The 20,443-nt window shown below is 64.9% G+C and carries 18 protein-coding genes and 2 pseudogenes; 9 read left to right on the forward strand and 11 right to left on the reverse strand.

The features are described 5' to 3' along the window. Positions 1 to 158: 158 nt before the first annotated feature. Both G4G28_RS21195 and G4G28_RS21200 read right to left on the reverse strand, forming a co-directional pair. The gene (locus G4G28_RS21195; protein ID WP_183107803.1) at positions 159 to 2,390 is read right to left on the reverse strand and encodes a xanthine dehydrogenase family protein molybdopterin-binding subunit; all 2,232 of its coding nucleotides are present in this window, start codon (positions 2,388 to 2,390) and stop codon (positions 159 to 161) included. 9 nt (positions 2,391 to 2,399) lie between these two features. After that, complete coding sequence (locus G4G28_RS21200) at positions 2,400 to 2,852, reverse strand: (2Fe-2S)-binding protein (protein WP_182989815.1); 453 nt, start codon at positions 2,850 to 2,852, stop codon at positions 2,400 to 2,402. Positions 2,853 to 3,002: 150 nt separating this feature from the next. Between G4G28_RS21200 and G4G28_RS21205 the strand changes: the two genes are divergently transcribed. The 8 genes from G4G28_RS21205 (at position 3,003) to G4G28_RS28615 (ending at position 10,901) form a co-directional block, all read left to right on the forward strand. Beyond that, positions 3,003 to 3,890, forward strand: a complete 888-nt coding sequence (locus G4G28_RS21205) for an HlyC/CorC family transporter (protein ID WP_182989816.1) — start codon at positions 3,003 to 3,005, stop codon at positions 3,888 to 3,890. Positions 3,891 to 4,043: 153 nt separating this feature from the next. Beyond that, positions 4,044 to 5,483, forward strand: a complete 1,440-nt coding sequence (gene lnt / locus G4G28_RS21210) for an apolipoprotein N-acyltransferase (protein ID WP_229508111.1) — start codon at positions 4,044 to 4,046, stop codon at positions 5,481 to 5,483. A 99-nt stretch (positions 5,484 to 5,582) separates the two neighbouring features. After that, entirely contained in the window at positions 5,583 to 6,506 is a 924-nt protein-coding gene (glyQ, locus tag G4G28_RS21215) for a glycine--tRNA ligase subunit alpha (protein ID WP_182989817.1), read from the forward strand. A gap of 29 nt (positions 6,507 to 6,535) precedes the next feature. Continuing rightward, positions 6,536 to 8,623 (forward strand): glycine--tRNA ligase subunit beta, encoded by a 2,088-nt coding sequence (gene glyS, locus G4G28_RS21220; protein ID WP_183107804.1) that lies wholly within the window; start codon positions 6,536 to 6,538, stop codon positions 8,621 to 8,623. 9 nt (positions 8,624 to 8,632) lie between these two features. After that, on the forward strand, positions 8,633 to 9,190 hold the full coding sequence (gene gmhB, locus G4G28_RS21225; RefSeq protein ID WP_182989819.1) for a D-glycero-beta-D-manno-heptose 1,7-bisphosphate 7-phosphatase: 558 nt from the start codon (positions 8,633 to 8,635) through the stop codon (positions 9,188 to 9,190). A gap of 69 nt (positions 9,191 to 9,259) precedes the next feature. Continuing rightward, positions 9,260 to 9,952, forward strand: a complete 693-nt coding sequence (locus G4G28_RS21230) for a 1-acyl-sn-glycerol-3-phosphate acyltransferase (protein ID WP_182991623.1) — start codon at positions 9,260 to 9,262, stop codon at positions 9,950 to 9,952. A 44-nt stretch (positions 9,953 to 9,996) separates the two neighbouring features. Continuing rightward, positions 9,997 to 10,521, forward strand: a complete 525-nt coding sequence (locus G4G28_RS28610) for a hypothetical protein (protein WP_308601232.1) — start codon at positions 9,997 to 9,999, stop codon at positions 10,519 to 10,521. Next, positions 10,446 to 10,901: a M48 family metallopeptidase gene (locus G4G28_RS28615; protein WP_308601234.1), complete on the forward strand. Its 456-nt coding sequence runs from the start codon at positions 10,446 to 10,448 to the stop codon at positions 10,899 to 10,901. The genes G4G28_RS28610 and G4G28_RS28615 overlap by 76 nt, the downstream gene beginning before the upstream one ends. Before the next feature lie 620 nt (positions 10,902 to 11,521). Here G4G28_RS28615 and G4G28_RS21240 read toward each other — a convergent pair. The 7 genes and pseudogenes from G4G28_RS21240 to G4G28_RS21270 all read right to left on the reverse strand — a co-directional run bounded on the left by G4G28_RS21240 (position 11,522) and on the right by G4G28_RS21270 (position 17,764). Next, a complete protein-coding gene (locus G4G28_RS21240) occupies positions 11,522 to 12,067 on the reverse strand; it encodes a YcxB family protein (RefSeq protein ID WP_229425243.1) in 546 nt (181 codons plus the stop codon). A gap of 47 nt (positions 12,068 to 12,114) precedes the next feature. Then, positions 12,115 to 13,398 (reverse strand): annotated as a pseudogene (gene waaA / locus G4G28_RS21245) (lipid IV(A) 3-deoxy-D-manno-octulosonic acid transferase). Further along, a pseudogene (gene waaC / locus G4G28_RS21250) lies at positions 13,395 to 14,316 on the reverse strand (lipopolysaccharide heptosyltransferase I). The pseudogenes waaA and waaC overlap by 4 nt, the downstream one beginning before the upstream one ends. 82 nt (positions 14,317 to 14,398) lie before the next feature. Next, entirely contained in the window at positions 14,399 to 15,784 is a 1,386-nt protein-coding gene (locus G4G28_RS21255; protein ID WP_182989823.1) for a phosphomannomutase/phosphoglucomutase, read from the reverse strand. Beyond that, the gene (locus G4G28_RS21260) at positions 15,747 to 16,097 is read right to left on the reverse strand and encodes a hypothetical protein (protein WP_182989824.1); all 351 of its coding nucleotides are present in this window, start codon (positions 16,095 to 16,097) and stop codon (positions 15,747 to 15,749) included. The genes G4G28_RS21255 and G4G28_RS21260 overlap by 38 nt, the downstream gene beginning before the upstream one ends. Before the next feature lie 49 nt (positions 16,098 to 16,146). Further along, the gene (locus tag G4G28_RS21265) at positions 16,147 to 16,458 is read right to left on the reverse strand and encodes an H-NS family nucleoid-associated regulatory protein (protein WP_182989825.1); all 312 of its coding nucleotides are present in this window, start codon (positions 16,456 to 16,458) and stop codon (positions 16,147 to 16,149) included. A gap of 205 nt (positions 16,459 to 16,663) precedes the next feature. Then, positions 16,664 to 17,764, reverse strand: coding sequence for a glycosyltransferase (locus G4G28_RS21270; protein WP_182989826.1), 1,101 nt, complete (start codon positions 17,762 to 17,764; stop codon positions 16,664 to 16,666). Positions 17,765 to 18,739: 975 nt separating this feature from the next. Between G4G28_RS21270 and G4G28_RS21275 the strand changes: the two genes are divergently transcribed. Beyond that, complete coding sequence (locus tag G4G28_RS21275; RefSeq protein ID WP_182989827.1) at positions 18,740 to 19,588, forward strand: symmetrical bis(5'-nucleosyl)-tetraphosphatase; 849 nt, start codon at positions 18,740 to 18,742, stop codon at positions 19,586 to 19,588. Between the two features lie 18 nt (positions 19,589 to 19,606). On the opposite strand, the gene G4G28_RS28620 is transcribed toward G4G28_RS21275, so the two are convergent. Both G4G28_RS28620 and G4G28_RS28625 read right to left on the reverse strand, forming a co-directional pair. Beyond that, positions 19,607 to 19,927, reverse strand: a complete 321-nt coding sequence (locus G4G28_RS28620) for a hypothetical protein (protein ID WP_308601238.1) — start codon at positions 19,925 to 19,927, stop codon at positions 19,607 to 19,609. Further along, the gene (locus G4G28_RS28625) at positions 19,876 to 20,394 is read right to left on the reverse strand and encodes a lysophospholipid acyltransferase family protein (protein ID WP_308601239.1); all 519 of its coding nucleotides are present in this window, start codon (positions 20,392 to 20,394) and stop codon (positions 19,876 to 19,878) included. The genes G4G28_RS28620 and G4G28_RS28625 overlap by 52 nt, the downstream gene beginning before the upstream one ends. Positions 20,395 to 20,443 lie beyond the last annotated feature (49 nt).

Below are 20,443 nucleotides of genomic sequence, written 5' to 3' on the forward strand. Positions count from 1 at the left end.
TTGCCACCTGCTTGCTATGAGACCGCATGGGCACGGAGTGCCCACCCTACGAAAAGCCGCAACCTGTAGGGTGGGCACTTGTGCCCACGCGGTCTCATCGCTTGGTACCAGACACCATCAAGCGATGAGCCACAAATGCCCAAGGCGGAGCTCTCCCTTCACGCCCGTCCCAACTGCTCCCCGATCGGCAACTTGCGAATCCGCTTGCCCGTGGCCGCGAATACGGCGTTCGTCAGCGCCGGTGCAATTCCCGCCGTGCCCGGCTCACCGATACCGCCCGGTTCATCCCGGCTGTTGACGATGTGGACTTCCACCTTCGGCGCCTCGTTAATGCGCATCATGCGGTAGTCGCCGAAATTGGTTTGCTGCACGCGGCCACGATCCAGCGTGATCTCGTTCCACAGCGCTGCCGTCGCCCCGAACACGATGCCGCCCTCCATCTGCGCGACGATGGTGTCGGGATTGACCGCCTGCCCGCAGTCGACCGCACAGACCACACGGTGCACGCGTACGTCGCCATCCGGCCCCACCGACACCTCGGCCACCTGCGCCATATAGCTGCCGAAAGCAAACTGGGTCGACACGCCGCGTCCGACCTTGCGGCCGGCAATCGGCGCCAGCGGCTTGCCCCAGCCCGCCTTTTGCGCCGCCAAATTGAGCACGGCCAGGGTGCGCGGCGATTTATCGAGTAGTCCGCGGCGAAACGCCACCGGATCCTGCTTGGCCGCATGCGCCAGCTCGTCGATGAAACTCTCGACCACGAACACGTTATGGGTCGGGCCCACGCCGCGCCAGAACGCCGTTGGCACACCCGGCGGTTCGTGACGCACGTATTCCACACGCATGTCGGGAATCGTGTACTGCAGGTCGGCAGCACCCTCCACCGCATCCGGATCGACCCCGTTCTTCATGGCCGGCGGCGCAAAGCGCGACATGATCGACGAACCGGTGACACGGTGGAACCAGGCGGCCGGTTTACCCTTGTCGTCCAGGCGCGCGGCCAGCCGGTCCACGTAATACGGGCGGAACATGTCGTGCTGGATATCTTCTTCGCGGGTCCAGATGAATTTCACGGGCCCTTTCATCAGCTTGGCGAAGGCGACGGCCTGGATGACGTAATCGACTTCCAGGCGCCGGCCGAAGCCGCCACCAATATAGTGGTTGTGTACAGCCACTTTCTCGACAGGCAGCCCTGCCACCTTGGCGGCGGCGCCCTGGGCCAGCGCCGGCACCTGGGTGCCGACCCACAGGTCGCAACCGTCTGCGCGCAAGTCCACCGTGCAATTCATCGGTTCCATGGTCGCGTGGGCCAGGAAGGGCATCTCATAGACGGCCTCGATCTTGCGGCCGCCGTCGCGCGCCAGGGCGTCGATGGCATTGCCCTTGTCCGCGGCAACGGCGCCGCCGCCCTGCGACACCTTCATCATGTCGGCGACGATGCCCTTCAGGTTCACCTTGCCGTTGGCACCATCGTCCCAGCGCGGCGGCGGCGGCAGCAGGCCCTGCTTCGCGGCCCAGAAGTGATCGGCGACGACGGCCACCGCCCCCTCCAGGCGCAGCACCTGGCGCACGCCCTTCACCGCCATGGCTTTCTGCTCGTCCACGCCGACGAGCTTGCCACCCATCACGGGCGAGGCCGCCACCGCGGCGATGCCCATATTGGGCAGGCGCGCATCGATACCGAACTGGGCCGTGCCATTCACCTTGGCCGGGGAATCAAGGCGGCGCATGTTCTTGCCGATCAGCACAAACTGCTCGGGATCCTTCAACTTGACGTTTTTCGGCAGGTCCATTTTCGAGGCAGCATCGACCAGCTCGCCGAAATGGGCCGAACGGCCGGACGCCTGGTGCCTGACATTTCCCGCCACCACCTGCAACTCGTCCGTACCGACGTTCCATTGCTTGGAGGCAGCGGCAATCAGCACGCTGCGCACCATGGCACCTGCTTCGCGCAGCGGCTTCCAGGCACCGCGCACCGAGGTCGAACCGCCCGTTACCTGGCCGCCCAGCAGCGGATCGGCATAGAGCTCGTTGTTCGCCGGTGCCTGTTCGAGTTTGACCTTCGACAGATCGGCACCCAGCTCTTCCGCGAGCAGCATCGGCATCGCCGTGAAGGTGCCCTGCCCCATCTCGACCTTGTGGACGATCAGGGTGACGATGCCCATGCGGTCGATGCGGATGAAGGCGTCGCGCGCCAGCCCGGGCTGCGTTTCCGAATGGGCCGTGCTAGCCTGGCCGACCGCCTTCTCCGGCGGCGCCTCCTTCCGATCATTCTCCTTCTGGCAACCGAACAGCGAGAAACCGAACAGCAATCCCCCGCCGGCGGTGGCGCCGAGCTGCATGAAACGGCGGCGCGCGTTCGACACCTGCAGGTCTTTGTCCTGGCTCATGTGCGCTCCTTATTTGGCGGCGGCGATCTTGATCGCCTGGCGGATCCGTCCATAGGTACCGCAGCGGCAGATGTTGCCCGACATGGCATTGTCGATATCGGCGTCGCTCGGCTTCGGCGTCGTCTGCAGCAGGGCCGTGGCCGACATGATCTGGCCCGACTGGCAATAACCGCACTGCACCACGTCGATCTGGCGCCAGGCATCTTGCACCTTGGCACCGACAGGATCATTGCCGATCGCCTCGATCGTCACGATCTTCTTGCCCGCCGCCGCCGACACCGGGGTGACGCAGGAGCGGATAGCCTGGCCGTCGAGGTGCACGGTGCAGGCGCCGCACAGGGCCTGGCCGCAGCCGAACTTGGTACCGGTCAAGCCCGCGACGTCACGCAGCACCCACAACAAGGGCATGTCGTCGGGCACGTCGAGGGTGGTGGCAGTGCCGTTAATGGTAAGGGCGGGCATGGGGCGTTTCCTTTGCATTTGACCAATTGTCATATCATATGCGAAGGCGCTGCGGCACGCTGAGGCCGAGCGCGCACGCCTGCCTGCCACTCAGGCCGGGGCGCTTTTGGTGTATCCTATGCCAATCGCAACAACGGCTTCACGCCAACTATGCCCGAGTATCCCAGTGACGTCCGATCGGACGCCAAACCCCACCGGTCGCTTTTCGAAAGACTGACCGCACTCATTTCCCCTGAGCCAGAAAACCGCACCGAGTTGCTTGAAGTGCTGCATGAAGCACACGAGCGCAACCTGATCGACGCCGACGCCCTGTCGATGATCGAAGGTGTGTTCCAGGTCTCCGACCTGTCCGCGCGCGACATCATGGTGCCCCGGTCCCAGATGGACGTGGTCGACATTACCGATCCGATCGAGGAATGGCTGCCGATCGTGCTGCAAACCCAGCACTCGCGCTTCCCCGCCATCGAAGGCGAGCGCGACAAGGTCGTCGGCATTCTGCTGGCCAAGGATTTGCTGCGCTATTACACGGAAAAAACCTTCGACGTGCGCGCCATGCTGCGCCCGGCGATCTTCATTCCCGAATCGAAACGCCTGAACGTACTGCTGCGCGATTTCCGCGCCAACCACAACCACATGGCCATCGTCGTCGACGAATACAGCGGCGTCGCCGGCCTGATCACCATCGAAGACGTGCTGGAACAGATCGTCGGCGACATCGAGGACGAGTACGACTTCGACGAGGAAGAAGATAACGTGTTGTCGGTCAAGGAAGGCCAGCTGGGGCCCCGCTGGCGCGTGAAAGCCCTGACCGAGATCGACCAGTTCAACGAGGAAATCGGCGTCGACCTGCCGGCCGACGACGCCGACACCATCGGCGGCTTCGTCGCCGGCCACCTCGGCCGCATGCCCCACAAGGGCGAGGAATTTACGCTGGGCAATCTGCGCTTCGAGGTGCTGCGCGCCGATGCGCGCCAGATCCACGTGCTGCTGGTAGAAAAGCTGCCACATTCCGCGACCAATCGCGACGACGACGAGTGATGTTGCGTCGCCGTTCGACTCCCGCCGCGCCGGCTGACCTGGCTGCGGCTGCGGCCGCGCGCGGCACCCGCCCTTCCGCCGCCGCGCTGGTGACTGTCGCCCTCCGCCGGCGGCGCCTCCCTGTTTTCCTTCGAGCCTTTCGGCTGGTGGCCGCTGCAGTTCCTCCTGCTCGCTTACCTGTTCTACCAGGTCGGCCTTGGCAGCTCGGTCAAGCGCGCCACCCTGCTTGGCTGGGCCTTCGGCTTCGGCTGGTCGGTCGGCGCGATGTGGTGGCTGTTCATCTTCATGACCCGCTTCGCCCACCTGCCGGCCATCCTTGGCGTGATCGGGGTCGTCATCCTGGGCCTGTACATGGGCCTGTTCGGCGCCTTTGCCACCGGCGTGGCGAGCTGGCTGCGGCGGCGCTGGTCGCTGCCGCTCGGCGCTTTCGTGTTGCTGGTCTTGCCCGTCACCTGGGGCGTCTCCGAATGGATGCGCGGCTGGGTGTTTACCGGTTTCCCCTGGGCCGCTTCCGGCTACGCGCACGATCGTTCTCCGCTGGCCGGCTACGCGCCGCTCGTCGGCGTCTATGGCATCGGTGTCATTGTCGCGCTTTGCGCAGGCTGCCTGGTCAAGCTCACCCAGCGCAAGCGCCTGCTGACGCTCGACCTGTTCGCCGTGTTGCTGCTGGTCGGCATGAGCCTGCGTAGCGTCGAGTGGACCCATGTGACGGGTGCGCCGCTGACGGTACGCCTGTTGCAGGGCGCTATCCCGCAAGACCGCAAATTCGACTACGCCTTCCTCGAGAGCATCCTGGACCAGTATCGCGGCATGATCACGGCGGCCCCGGCCGACCTGATCGCCACGCCGGAAACGGCCATTCCCGTGTTCGCCCACATGCTGCCGCCGGGTTATCTCGAGAGCCTGCAGCGCTTTGCCAGTGTAAACGGCAGCACGCTGGCACTCGGCATGCCCTTGCTCGACGGCCCCACACAGTACGCCAACAGCGTGGTCGCGGTGTCGCCGCAGCCCCAGCCTTACCGTTACGACAAGGCGCACCTGGTGCCCTTCGGCGAATTCATTCCGCCGGGATTCCGCTGGTTCACCGACATGCTGAACATTCCGCTGAGCGACGCCACCCGCGGCAAGCCGCTGCAGGCGCCGTTCAAGGTGAAGGATCAGTGGGTGTTGCCGAACATTTGCTATGAAGACGTGTTTGGCGAAGAGATCGCCTACCAGCTGCGCACCGCCCCGCAACCGGCGACGATGCTGCTGAACGTGTCGAACCTGTCCTGGTACGGGCAGTCGAGCGCGGTACCGCAGCACCTGCAAATTTCGCGCATGCGCACCCTGGAAACGGGCCGGCCGATGCTGCGCGCGACCAACGACGGCGCCACCGCGGTGATCGACCATCGCGGCAAGGTCACCCACCTGCTGCCCTTCTACACGAAAGGCACGCTGAGTGCGACCGTGCGCGGCACCGCGGGCATGACGCCCTACATCCGCTTCGGCAACGCCCTGTTCCTTTTGCTGGGCGCGCTGGCGCTGGCGGCTGCCTGGTTTTCGGGCCGCAAATACCGCCTGAAAAAGGCCAATGTCGGCAAGATGGGTTGAATCCGGTCCCAGATGCCGGGTAAAACCCGCTAGAATTGTCCTTATTGACAAACCTGCAAACCTACAATGTTCGCGCCGCCATGCGTGCGCCCATAGCCGATGCTCACATTCCAACAAATCATTCTCACCTTGCAGTCCTATTGGGATAAACAAGGTTGCGCCCTGCTCCAGCCGTATGACATGGAAGTTGGCGCCGGCACTTTCCACACCGGCACCTTCCTGCGCGCGATCGGACCGGAACCCTGGCGCGCCGCCTATGTGCAGCCTTCGCGCCGTCCGAAGGATGGCCGCTACGGCGAAAACCCGAACCGCCTGCAGCACTATTACCAGTACCAGGTCGTGCTGAAGCCGGCGCCGGAAAACATTCTCGACCTCTACCTCGGTTCGCTCGAAGCGCTGGGCCTGGACCTCAAAAAGAACGACGTGCGCTTCGTCGAGGACGACTGGGAAAGCCCGACCCTGGGCGCCTGGGGCCTCGGTTGGGAAGTCTGGCTGAACGGCATGGAAGTGACCCAGTTCACCTATTTCCAGCAAGTCGGCGGCCTCGACTGCAAGCCGGTGCTGGGCGAGATCACCTACGGCATCGAGCGCCTGGCGATGTACCTGCAGGGCGTGGAAAACGTCTACGACCTGGTCTGGACCGAGTGGGAAGAAAACGGTACCACCAAGAAGCTGTCCTACGGAGACGTCTTCCACCAGAACGAAGTCGAGCAGTCGACCTACAACTTCGAACACGCCAATACCGACCTGCTGTTCCAGGCCTTTGCGAATCACGAATCGGAAGCGAAACGCCTGATCGAGCTGGAACTGACCCTGCCGGCCTACGAGCAGATCATGAAGGCCTCGCACAGCTTCAACATGCTCGATGCGCGTGGCGCCATCTCGGTAACCGAACGCGCCGCCTACATCGGCCGCGTGCGCACGCTGTCGCGCCTGGTGGCCCAGGCCTATTACGACTCGCGCGAGAAGCTCGGCTTCCCCATGGCTCCGCAGGCAGCCGAAGTTGCCCTGTCCGCCGCCTAAGCGCCTTTCCGGATCAGACAAGAACACACATGAATCAAACACTCCTCGTCGAACTGCAGACCGAAGAACTGCCGCCCAAAGCACTCGTCAAGCTGGGCGCGGCTTTCGCCAACGGCATCGCCAACGGCTTGAAAGCGCGCGGCTTCCTGGACGACGGCAGCGTCGTCACCCCGTATGCCACCCCGCGCCGCCTGGCCGTGTCGATCACCAGCGTGCGCGCCACTTCGCCCGACAAACGTATCCGCGAAAAGGTGCTGCCGGTGTCGGTGGCCCTGGACAAGGACGGCAACCCGAGTGCGCCGCTGGCCAAGAAGCTGGCCGCACTGGGCTTCCCCGACCTGAAGATCTCCGATCTCGAGCGCGCCCAGGACGGCAAGGCCGAGAGCTTCTTCTACAGCCACACGGCGCCGGGCAGCGCCCTGTCCGGCGGCCTGCAGGAAGTCCTGCTTGATACGGTCGCCAAGCTGCCGATCCCGAAGGTGATGAGCTACCAGAGGCCAAGCGGCGCGACCGTGCAGTTCGTGCGCCCGGTGCACCTGTTGCTCGCCCTGTTCGGCGAACAGGTGCTGCCGCTGTCGCTGCTCGGCCTGGAAGCCGGCCGCCACACGATGGGCCACCGTTTCCTGTCGCACGGCCAGCCGGTGGCGATCACCCATGCGGACAACTACGCAGCGATCCTCGAGAACGAAGGCAAGGTCCTCGCCGGTGCCGAGGCGCGCAAGGAAAGCATCCGCCGCCAGCTGCTGGAAAAGGCGGGCGGCGACCAGGTGCTGATGCCGGAATCGCTGCTGGAAGAAGTGGCGGCGCTGGTCGAGTGGCCGGTCGTGTACGAATGCCGTTTCGAGGAGACTTTCCTCGATGTGCCGCAGGAATGCCTGATTTTGACCATGCAGACGAACCAGAAGTACTTCGCGCTGACGGATGCGCATGGCCGCCTGCGCTCGCGCTTCCTGATCGTCTCGAACATCGCAACCGAGGACCCGCAGCATATCGTCGGCGGCAACGAGCGCGTCGTGCGCCCGCGCCTGTCGGATGCAAAGTTCTTCTTCGAGCAGGACAAGAAGAAGACGCTGGAGTCGCGCCTGCCGCAGCTCGCCAACGTGGTCTACCACAACAAGCTGGGCACCCAGGCCGAACGCACCGAACGCGTCACGGCGCTCAGCGGCGCGATCGCCAGGCGCCTCGGCTACGACGTGCAACTGGCCGAACGCGGCGCGCGCCTGGCCAAGGCCGACCTGCTGACCGACATGGTCGGGGAGTTCCCCGAGCTGCAAGGCATCATGGGCACCTATTACGCCCGCAACGACGGCGAGAACGAGGAAGTGGCGCTGGCCGCCTCCGAGCACTACCAGCCGCGCTTTGCCGGCGACAAGCTGCCCTCGACGAATACCGGCCTCGTGGTCGCGCTGGCCGACAAGCTGGAAACCCTGGTCGGCATCTGGGCCATCGGCCTGCAGCCGACCGGCGAGAAGGATCCGTTCGCCCTGCGCCGCCACGCCCCGGGCGTGATGCGCATGCTGGTCGAGAAGCGCCTGCCGCTGGCGATCTCCGAACTGCTGGCCGATGCGGCGGGCGTGTTCGCCGGCCAGGCGGCCTTCAAGGATCCGCGCGAGGAAGTGCAGGCCTTCATGCTCGATCGCTTGCGCGGCATGCTGCGCGAGCGCGGCTTCACGCCGAACGAAGTGGAAGCGGTGCTGGCCCAGAACCCGGACCGCGTCGACGACGTTGTCGCCCGCCTGGAAGCCGTGCAGGCCTTTGCCGCGCTGCCGGAAAGCGTGTCGCTGGCCGCGGCCAACAAGCGCATCACCAACATTCTCAAGAAGACCGACGCGGCCATCGGCCAGGTATCGAACGCCCTGCTGCAGGAAGAAGCCGAGCGCAAGCTGGCCGCCAGCATCGAGCGCGTGCGTCCGGAAGTCGATGCGGCCTTCGGCGGCGGCGATTTCGCCGGCACCCTGAAAACGCTGGCGCAGCTGCGCGACGACGTCGACGCCTTCTTCAACGACGTGATGGTGATGGCCGAGGACGAGGCGCTGCGCAACAACCGCCTGGCCCTGCTCTCTTCGCTGCACGGCATGATGAACCGCGTCGCCGACATCTCGAAGCTGGCGGCGTAAAGGCAGTCAATGAAGCTGATCATCCTCGACCGCGACGGGGTCATCAACCAAGATTCGCCGGACTTCATCAAGAGTCCGGCCGAATGGATTCCGATCCCCGGCTCGCTGGAGGCGATCGCGCGCCTGAACCAGGCCGGCTACCGCGTCATCATCGCCTCGAACCAGTCGGGCATCGCGCGCGAACTGTTCGACATGACGACGCTGAACGCGATCCACCAGAAGATGCACAACCTGGCGCAGCAGGTGGGCGCGGACATCGACGCGGTGTTCTTCTGCCCGCATGCGGCCGCCGACAACTGCGACTGCAGGAAGCCCAAGCCCGGCATGTTCGAGGAGATCAGCAAGCGCTTCAAGGTCAGCCTGAAAGGCGTGCCGACCGTGGGCGACTCGCTGCGCGACCTGCAGGCCGGCTTCGTCAAAGGCTGCCTGCCCTACCTGGTCCTGACCGGCAAGGGCGAAAAGACCCACCAGACCGGCGGCCTGCCGCCCGGCACCCAGGTATTTCCCGACCTGGCCGCCATGGTCACCGCGCTGCTCAAGGCAGCGCCCCGTTCCCAGTCCAACTGAAGTCGAAAGAGAGAATCGTTCTTGCGTACCGTCGTCCCCTTCCTGCGTTCCCTGCTGTTTTCCATCGTGATGGTGCTCGCCACCGTGGTGTGGGCCTGCGTCTGCTTCCTGGTCGCGCCCCTGCCCTACAACAAGCGTTTCTGGGTGACCTCGCGCTGGAACGTGTTCATCATCTGGTGTGCCAGGGTCATTTGCGGCATCCGCTACCAGTTCAAGGGCTACGAGAACCTGCCGGACGCGCCGGCGATCGTGCTCTCGAAACACCAGTCGGCCTTCGAGACGATCTTCCTCTTGCCGAACCTGACCCGTCCCCTGGTCTTCGTATTCAAGAAGGAAATCCTGTATATCCCCTTCTTCGGCTGGGCGATGGCGCTCCTGCGCATGATCCCGATCGACCGCAAGGAAGGCAAGAACGCGTTCGGCCACGTGGTCCGCCACGGCAAGCGGCGCCTGGCCGATGGCCAGTGGATCATCATGTTCCCCGAGGGGACGCGCATCCCTGTTGGAAAAAAGGGAAAGTACAAGAGTGGTGGGGCACGCCTGGCTGTCGAAACCCAAGCCGTGGTCGTCCCGATCGCGCATAATTCAGGTGAATGCTGGCCGAAGAATTCCTTCATCAAGCGGCCAGGCCTGGTGACGATTTCGATTGGCAAACCGATATCGCCGCACAACCACACTCCCGACAGTCTGATGCAAGAGGTCGAAAATTGGATAGAATCAGAAATGCGCGTCATTTCGCCCCACGTCTACACCGGTGGCTGAACGAAGTTGGCGCCCTGATCAAAGCACCTCCACCGCAGCAAGACATGACTTCCCCAAAGATCGACGGGCCCCAGCTGGATTTCTTTTCGCAGGATGATTCGGCGCCGCGGGCGCCGGCCGCAAGGCCGGCTCCGCCGCCACCGCAACCCCTGTTCAAGGCGCCGCCCGCGCCTCCCCGCATCACCCTGCCCTCCCCGCCACGCACGCCCGACGATCCGCCCCTGCGCCGCATCGTGCTCGGCCACTACGCGGTCGACTACGAACTGAAACGCTCGGCGCGCCGCTCGATCGGCTTCATGATCGACGACGACGGCCTGCACGTGACGGCGCCGCGCCGCGCCACCCTGCCCGACATCGACAATGCGATCCGCGCCAAGCAGCGCTGGATCCTGACCAAGCTGCACGAACGCGGCGAGCGCCGCGCGAAACGCGACGAGCGCGCACCGGTGACCCGGGAAGACGGCGCGCGCCTGCCCTACCGGGCGGCGAGATCGTGCTGCGCCTGCAACCGGCCGCGCGCAGCCACTGCGTATTCGATCCCGAGACACGCGAACTGCGGGTGGGCGTGACGGCCGGTCTGTCGGAAGCGCAGCTGAAGGAACGCGTCAAGCTGTGGTTCCAGGCCGAGGCCAAGCGCCTGTTCACCGAGCGCCTGGCACTGTTCGCACCGCAGTTGGGCGTGCATTACCGCTCGCTGACGCTGTCCTCGGCCGGCACGCGCTGGGGTTCCTGCACGGTGGCGGGCAACATCCGCCTGAACTGGCGCCTGATCCACTACGCGCCGGCGCTGATCGACTACGTCGTGGTGCACGAACTGGCGCACCTGCGCGAGATGAACCACAGCCCGGCCTTCTGGGCGGTGGTGGGCGAGGTGTTCACGGACTACGATGGCGCGCGGCTGGAGCTGAGAAGGCGCTCGCACGAGATGCCGGTGCTGTTTGGGGATTGAGGGAGTTGTCGGCGCGACTGGTGCCTTGGCAGCCAGTCCATGGACAAGATGCATGACGCCGCTGTACGACCGCGTGGGCTCAAGAGCCCACCCTACCCAATCGCGACTCGTAGGGTGGGCTCTCGAGCCCACGCGGTACGGCGCGTGATCTGACGGTCAGCGCGCGACTGGAGCTGAGAAGGCGCTCGCACGAGATGCCGGTGCTGTTCGGGGATTGAGGGAGTTGTCGGCGTGACTGGTGCCTTGGCAGCCAGTCCATGGACAAGATGCATGACGCCGCTGTACGACCGCGTGGGCTCAAGAGCCCACCCTACCCAATCGCGACTCGTAGGGTGGGCTCTCGAGCCCACGCGGTACGGCGCGTGATCTGACGGTCAGCGCGCGGCTGGAGCTGAGAAGGCGCTCGCACGAGATGCCGGTGCTGTTTGGGGATTGAGGGAGGTGTCGGCGTGACTGGTGCCTTGGCAGCCAGTCCATGGACAAGATGCATGACGCCGCTGTACGACCGCGTGGGCTCAAGAGCCCACCCTACCCAATCGCGACTCGTAGGGTGGGCTCTCGAGCCCACGCGGTACGGCGCGTGATCTGACGGTCAGCGCGCAGTACCACCGGAGATTGACTTACCCCAGCGCGTGATCGCGCCGGGCGTCGGCCAGCACGCGCATCACGCCACGCTGGGCGTCGTCGAGGCAGCGGAACGGGATCGGCAGCGTACCGCGTTTGAGCACCATCATGAAGCCGCGCGAATAGGTGCGCACGGCCATCACGTCTTCCCAGTTGATCAGGGTGACGCCGCCGCTGGTGCGCACGATGCCGTGCTCGTCGATCGTGAATTCATAGGTGCGGCGCCCGCGCCCGAGCATCACGAAATGGAAGGCGGCGCTCAGCGTGGTCTTGATGCGCAGGTAGAGGCTGGCGGGCCAGCGGATGCGGCGGCGGCGGATCAGGAAACCGCCGTGCTGCCACATGAAACCGATGTACTCGCGCAGCGAGTAGCGAACGAAAAAATGTAGTGCACCAAGGCCGGCGCTGGCCAGGCTGGATGGCAATACCGGTGTCTCTCCAACAGCACCGAAGAAACCTTCGTCCGCTCCCTCGGCGGACTTCTGCATCGTGACTGGCATCACGGGCGTGCTGTTGGCCGGTCCTGGGTGATTTGATGACATGCTCATCCCCTTCTTGTACCGAGCTCAAAAAGCAATGGTAACAAAACTTATACGATTTCCTGTTGCAAGAGTTCAACAGTGCGCAGGGTCGCACCACGATGGCGGGCAGCGAACGCGGCCGCCTGGGCACCCATCGCCGCGCGCTCGTCGGTATTGCCCAACAGGGCGACGGCCCGGTCCAGCAAGTCCCCGGCATCGGCCACGCGCACGGCGCCGCCGGATGCCACCGCTTCCTCGGTTGCGTCGAGGAAGTTGAACGTGTGTTCGCCCACCAGCACCGGCTTGCCGAGGGCGCAGGCCTCGATCAGGTTCTGGCCACCCAGGGGCAGCAGGCTGCCGCCGATGAAGGCGCAGTCGCAAGCGGCGTAATAGGCGAACATCTCGCCCATCGAGTCGCCCAGCAGGACATCGGCCTCCACAAGGACACCCGGCATCGCCTCGCTCAGCTGCGAACGGCGCTGCAGGCGCAAGCCGCGTGCACGCACCAGCTCCGCGACTTCGTCGAAACGCTGCGGGTGGCGCGGCACCAGCACCAGCAGCATGCCCTTCGGGCGCTCGTGCATGCGCGCATAGGCGTCGAGAATCAGCGCCTCCTCGCCATCGCGCGTGCTGGCGCACAGCAGGACCGGGCGCTGCGGGAGCGCGCGCGCAGCCAGGCGCCCTTCTCCAGGGCCGCCTCAGGCGGCACCACGTCGAACTTGATGCTGCCCGTGACCGCCACGCGCGGCGCGCCCAGTGAGCGGATGCGCGCGGCGTCCTGTCCGGTCTGGGCGGCCACCGTCGTGATCGCACGCGCGGCTTCGCCCATGAGGGTGCCGAAGCGCTGGCCGCGGCGCAGCGAACGCTCCGACAGGCGTGCATTGACCCGGGGCTACCGGTACGCGCGCCTTTGCGCAGCTGTCGATCAGGTTTGGCCAGACTTCCGTCTCCATCAGGATGCAGATGCGCGGCGCGAAATGGCGCAGGAAGCGGCGCACCATGAAGCCGGTGTCGTAGGGCAGGTAGGACTGGATCACGCGCTCGCCGTGGCGGGCGAACAGCGCGCGGCCGGTGGCGCGGCCGGTCGGCGTCATGTGGGTGAGCAGCACGCGGCAGTCCGGCCAGCGCGCCAGAAGCGCCTCGACCAGCGGTTCGGCGGCGCGGGTCTCGCCCACCGAGACGGCATGCACCATGAAGGTCATGCGCGGTGCCGGGCGCGCACCGTAGTAGAAGCCGAGGCGTTCGCCGACCTGCGCGCGGTAGCCCGGCTCCTCCCGTCCGCGCCACCACAGGCGGCCCAGCACCAGTGGCAGCGCCAGCCACCACAGGAAGGAGTACAGCGTGCGGTTCATGGCGCGCCCAGCAGGCGATGCGCGGCGGCGATCACCTCGCCCGTGGCGGGTGGCGTGCCCTTGTCGCCCAGGTTGACGATGCGCGGTGACCAGTTGCCCTCGGTCTTCCACTTGGGCGAATCGGCATAGATCTCGACCGTCGGCCGATAGAAGGCCGCGGCGATATGGGTCAGGCCCGTGTCGACGCCGACCGCGAGACCGGCGTAGCGCGCCAGCTGCACCGCGTCCATCATCGACAGCTTCGGCAACACGCGCGCGTTCGGCAGCGAAGCGGCCAGCAGCTCGGCCTCGCGCTTTTCGCCTTCCGAGCCCCGGGCAGCAGCACCGTCATCGGCGCCGGGCCTGGCCGAGGGCGATCCAGTTGGCCGCAGCCCACTTCTTGGCGTCGCGCGCGGTACCGTGGAAGAAGACGGCGTAGTCGGCAGCCGGCAGCCAGTCGGGGCGCTCGGCTGCGTTCGGCGGCGGCAGGCCGAAGTCGGGCTGCGTATCGACCGCATAACCGAGGGCGGCGCCCGCTACCAGGCGCCCGCGCGCCACCGCATGGGTGCGCGGGTCGAGCGGAATGCTCTGTGTATGGAAGAAGCGCGAGACGCCTTCGTAGCCCGAGCCTTCGCTGCCGTTGGCCAGGCCCACCTTGCGCCCGCCGCGCTTGACGCGGGCGGCGCCCATGATGATGCCGGTCTTGAGCAGGCCCTGGGTGTCGAACACGACGTCATATTCTTCTTCGCGCAGGGTGCGGAAGAAGGCACGGATCTCGGCGCGGTTGACCGGCTTGCCCAGGCCCTTGCGCCAGCGCCGAAGCGCGAACGGAATGATCTTGCGGACGTGCGGGTTCAGGCGCACCAGGCTGACGTAGCCCTCTTCCACCACCCAGTCGATGGTGGCGTTCGGATGGTGGCGCAGGAGATCGGCCACCATCGGCAGGTTGTGCAGGACATCGCCCAGGGACGACACCCGCACCAGCAGGATTTTCACATCAGGCTCGCTTCACGGGCTTGCATCAAAACGGCAGTTTCGCATCCGCCTTTGCCGCCAGGATGACGCTGCGGAATTCGTCCTGGATGCGGGCCAGCGCTTCCGGCGTCTCGCCTTCGAAACGCAGTACCACCACCGGCGTCGTGTTCGACGAGCGCGCGAGGCCGAAGCCGTCCGGGTACTCGACGCGCAGGCCGTCGATGTCGTTGATTTTTTCCGAGCTCGGGAAGGTAGCGTCGGTGCGCAGCTTGTCGATCAGGGCAAAGTTCTCGCCCTCGTTCAGGTGCAGGTGCAGTTCCGGCGTGCTGATCGCCATCGGCAGCGCCTTCAGCACGGCGGATGGATCGTCGTGGCGGGTCAGCAGCTCGAGCATGCGCGCGCCCGCGTACAGGCCGTCGTCGAAGCCGTACCAGCGGTCCTTGAAGAAGATGTGGCCGCTCATTTCGCCGCCCAGCGGGGCACCGGTTTCACGCAGCTTGGCTTTCACCAGCGAGTGGCCGGTCTTGTACATCAGGGCGCGTCCCCCGTGCTGTTCGATCCACGGGCCGAGGTGGCGCGTGCACTTGACGTCGTAGAGGATCTCGGCGCCCGGGTTGCGCTCGAGGACATCGGCCGCGAACAACATCATCTGGCGGTCCGGATAGATAATGTGGCCATCCTTGGTGACAATGCCGAGGCGGTCGCCGTCGCCATCGAAGGCCAGGCCGATCTCGGCATCGGTGCTCTGCAGCGCGCGGATCAGGTCCTGCAGGTTTTCCGGGTGGGCCGGGTCCGGGTGGTGGTTCGGGAAGTGGCCGTCGACTTCACAGAACAGCTCGACGACTTCGCAACCCATGCCGCGGTACAGGTCGCCCGCGAAGGCACCGGCTACGCCGTTGCCGCAATCGACCGCGATCTTGATCGGACGCGCCACCTTGACGTCGCCGATGATGCGTTCGAGGTAGGCCGCGCGGATGTCGTGGGTGCTGTAGCCGCCCTGCTGGGCCGCGCTGCTGCCGTCGTGGGCCACGATGCTGTCGTACAGGCCGGTGATGGCATCGCCGTAGATCGCCTCGCCCGCCAGTACCATCTTGAAGCCGTTGTAGTCGGGAGGATTGTGGCTGCCGGTGACCATGATGCCCGAGCGCGTGCCATCGAGTACGTTGGTGGCGAAGTAGACCATCGGGGTGGCGACCATGCCGAGGTCGACGACGTCGACGCCGGCGGCCTGCAGGCCTTCGGCCAGGGCGGCGCTCAACGCCGGCCCCGACAAGCGGCCATCGCGGCCGATGACGACCTTGCGCTCTCCCTTGGCCAGCGCGGCCATGCCGAAGGCCTGGCCGATCTGGCGCGCCACGCCCGCGTCGAGCGTGCTGTCGATCACACCGCGAATGTCATAAGCTTTGAAAATCGTTTTGGAGAGAGCAACCATGTTCCACCTTGAAGAGTCGGACACCACCATGCCCAGCCGCCTGCGAAACAGGAGCGTGGCAGGCACCACAATATGAGAAGAATGACAAAACGGGGATATTGTAACGGCAAGCGCCGCCAAGCGCGAAACGGCTGAGCTGCCAGAGCCACCGGCGAACGCCGGTGAGGTGATCGATTACTTTATTACGCCTGGCTTCAGGGCTTTCAGGGGTTCTGAAGCGGAAAGCCGTCAGCGCAAGGATCTCGGGAAACCGTAGCGAGCGGAAGAAGTTTCGGCCGAGAAGCGCAGCTGTACGGCTGTACAGCCGGTCCACAGCGTCTCAGGCCGAAAATTCGACGCGCAGTCGGTTTATCGAGATCCGATCAAACGCGGAGCTTGTCCAGGGACTTGCCGCCCTCGACCCACTCCTTGACCCACTTCGGCTGACGACCACGGCCAGTCCACTGCTGCGACGAATTGTCCGGATGACGATAACGCACCGCCACCGTGCCGGTCTTCGAACCGCGCGCTGGCGTGCTGAGCAGGTCTTTCAGCGGCATACCCACTTTTTGGGCGATCGCCAGGATCTGTTCGCGAGCCTGCTGCACTTCCTGCTGCTCACGATTTTTCATTTCCTGCTTGATTTGCTCTTGCAAGTTGCGCAAATCGCCAACCGACATATTTGACAGATCCATCATCGTTCCTTGAATGTTGGGTTAGAGCGCCTAACAAAATCCCATGGCTGATTGCATCGTCTCGCCTTGGGCCAACCTGTCTTGACGGGACATTTTTCCCGGCCCTGCTGCGGGAGCGACGCCCCGCAGCACCATGACATTTTGCTAGGCGCTCATATTAAATCAGTGATTATCACCAAATGTCGCAATATACTACATTGACAATTTATTGCCAGTCTTTCTTGCGCCAAATCAGCCATCGTGGCGACTTGAATCGGACGATGCGTGCATACAGCCACAGATAGCTGATCACGAACAATAAACAAAATACCATCAACACGCCTGTATTTTGCCAGAACATTGTAGCGGGCACGACTGCCATGAGTGAAAAGAGCCACAAATACGGCGAGGTACGCGCATTTCGCTTCAGCAGTGCACGGGCTTCTTTTGTACCGACAGTCCATCGGACGATACGCCGAAAAATAAGGCTGTGCAAGTGAATGCCGTCGGGTACCGCAGGGGATTTGCCGCGTACAAACATACGGCGATATGCGGAAAAGATCGTCTCGAAGGCGGGATAAATCAGCAGCAGTAGCGCATACCAGGTGGAGACTTCCGGATTACGCATTACCAGCAGCAAGGCAAGCTCACCCAGCATGAATCCGATAAAGTAGGCACCGCCGTCGCCGAGGAATATCAGGCCCACCGGGTAATTCCAGATCAGGAAGCCGGCCGTGGCGCCCGCCACCATCAGGGCGGTAATCAGGACGAACATGTCATCGACCTGCAAGGCCACATAGGCCAGCGACAGCAGCATGCAGATCGTGACCATGCTGGCCAGTCCATTGAAGCCGTCGATGATATTCACGGCGTTCGCAATGCCCGCCACCGCCAATACCGTCAGCGGCAGGGCGATCCAGCTTGACGCCACCACGGCAATCCCGAGCGGCAGGTCGATACGGGCGATCTTCGCGTCGAGCAGCAGGTATCCCAGCAGCGCTCCCGCCATGGTCAGCAGCAGGCGCCGCGAAGGGCGGACCGTGCCCGTATAGTCTTCGGCGATGCCGCCAATGAAGGCGACGAAGGCGCATACCAGCAGCACGGCCAGCAGTTGCATCAGGGCGGGCTCGCGCCAGATCGAGATCGCCGCCGTCAGCACCACCGCAAGGTAGATCGGCAGGCCGCCGATACGCGCTACCAGGTGCGAATGGGCGCGCTGCACAGCGTCGAAATCGGAGTCGAGCGCAGGCCCATGCAGTTTCGCCTGCTTGATGACGAGCAGGGTCAGCATGGCCGAACAAATGAAACTCACGAGAAATGAGAACATGCAAACCCTGCGGTTCGGGACTCAACAGGCGAACGCCGGACATAGGTGCGGCCCGGCGAACGTATCGCGATCATCGCGCTTGCAAAAAGAATAATCCATTCTAACCGGATAAGCGTTCTCAGCCCGGCACGCCAGTTTATCGTGTGTACCGTCGCGGCAGTTGCGCAAGATCGCGTGCGACTGGAATGGTTGCGAAAAACTTCCCGGGCGGGGCGAAGCGCTCCCGGCAGAAGCCGAATCGACCGCCGGCAATGCAACCAATGGCGCGCGGGCTCACTTTCTCGTGCCGGCATGCGTTAATTGATGGCGCGATTTGCGCCGCCCTTCGAAACGGTGCTGGTCAATATAAAGAACACTGTTGCCAAGGAAATAAAATAGGAGGACCGCATAATCCGATGTTGTTTGCGCAAGCCGGCATCGAGCCCACCCCGAATCGCTCGCATCGTGCTGCCCGCTGCGATTACCCGGGGTAGCACGAAGCGAAAACCTCCACGGCTGGGTTACCGCCTCTTGCCGTGCGAGGGCATTGCATTGAACGCCGCGCCCGGCATTGCCTTATGGGCTAGCCAGCGTCCATGGTGTTTATGTCGGCGGCGCGTGGGCAAGGCCTGGTGAATTCGCGCGGCGCTTGTCCGGGACCGGCAGGATTAAATGGCGGGTGTTCCGAATCAGGCCAGGATAAGCGCCCGGGACAGGAAGGAGCAGGACTGGCCGCCGCCGACGCGATGTCTCCAGTGGATAACCGGACAATTGCGCGCCTCCGCCGGTGGTCGCCAATTACGCCAATACGCTGCAATCGGCTACGGCCGGGATAATCGAGCGACCATGGATTGCCGCCGCGGTGGTGGCGCAGCGGCGCTGGGGGCCCCCTCCCCGGGTCACCACCCCGGGAGAAAATCATTTAGTATGCCCCCAAAGGTAAAAGCCGCGCCTGCGCCTCCCGCGACCGCGGCACTCTGGAATCACGGACTCACCATGAAAACCTATGTCATAGGCGACCTGCAGGGTTGCGCCCACGAGGCCCAGGCCCTGCTCGACAAGATCGGCGAAGACGCCGGCGGCGACGCCCGCATCCTGTTCGTCGGCGATTTGATCAATCGCGGTCCGGAATCGCTGATGGCGCTGCGCCGCATGAAGGCGCTGTCGGAATCGAGCTGCGGGCGCGTCGAGGCGCTGCTGGGCAATCACGATCTGCACCTGCTGGCGGTGGCCGTCGGTGCCCAGCGTGCCAGCAAGTCCGATACGCTCGACGAGATCCTGGCCGCCCCTGACCGCGACGAACTGATCGCCTGGCTGCGCCAGCGCCCGCTGGCGATGTTCGTCGATGCCCACCTGTGCGTGCATGCCGGGGTGCCGCCGCAGTGGAACGCGGCGCAGACGATGGCACTGGCCGGCGAGGTCGAGGACATGCTCAGGAGCGAGGACTGGATCGACTTCCTCGCGCAGATGTACGGCAACCTGCCCGACCGCTGGGACGACGCGCTGCAGGGCATCGAACGCCTGCGCTGTATCGTCAACGCCCTGACGCGCATGCGCCTGTGCCTGCCCGACGGTACGATGGATTTTGCACACAAGGAAAGCGAGAGCGGCCCGATCGGATCAGGCCTGCTGCCCTGGTTCGACCTGCCGGGCCGGCGCACGACCGACGTCACGGTGGTGTTTGGCCACTGGTCGGCCCTGGGCCTGATCCTGCGCCCAAACCTGGTCGGCCTGGACAGTGGTTGCGTCTGGGGCGGCAAGCTGACCGCGGTCTGCCTGGACGACCGCAAGCTGCTCCAGGTCGACTGCCCGGAATATCGCCCTCATGCCGGCAAGGCTCCCTGACCAGGCGCCCCGGGGCCGTTACAGCGGCGCTGTGGGCGATGCGGCGTGAAGGAGGCGTGGTGGCTCCACCAGCGCCCGCGCAATCGCCTCATGGGCCGCCTGGGCCAGTTCGCGCCGGTGGGCCCCCGCACCCGCGATTGGCACCAGGCAGGACAGGCGCGCGTGCACGGGCGGCCCGCCGAGGATGGACATGATGCTCTGCACGAAGGTTACCTCGCCGGCATAGTCGACGCCGCGATGCCAGCTGCCGTGCGCGTCGAGGTAGGCCAGCGCGCAGGGCTGCACCGCTACTTGCGCGTCGACCGCCGCCTCGAACAGGTTGGCGTGGAAAGGCAGCACTTCGCCCTGGTGCCCACCGTCCCTTCCGGGAAGAAGGCCACGCGCTCGCCCTGCTCCAGCACCGCCACCAGCCCCTTGAAGATGTGGCGCAGTTCGCGCCGGTTGCCGCGCGCGAGGAACACCGTGCCGGCGGCGTCGGCTAGCCAGCCCAGCACCGGCCAGGCACGGATCTCGGCCTTGGCGACGAAGCGGCAGGGATAGACCGAATTGATGACGAAGATGTCGAGCCAGGAGATGTGGTTGGCGACGAACAGCGCGTGCTCGAGCGCCGCCGCGCCGAAAGCCTCGACGCGCACGCCGCAGATGCCGAGCAGGCGGCGCGACCAGCGCCGCGTGGCCGCTTCGCGCAGGCGCCGCCGCGCCCGTGGAAAGACCGGGGCGCAGGTCAGCAGGCCCACGAGCAGGTGAACGATCACGCGCACGAGGCGCCAGGCAAGACGAAGACGGATCATAAAGAAGACAATCATGGCACACCCAGCCGCGCGTCGGCGCAGCCGGGTGAGCCAGGCTCGTTGG

This window comes from Massilia sp. Dwa41.01b, assembly GCF_014171775.1.
Classification (GTDB): Bacteria; Pseudomonadota; Gammaproteobacteria; order Burkholderiales; family Burkholderiaceae_D; genus Telluria.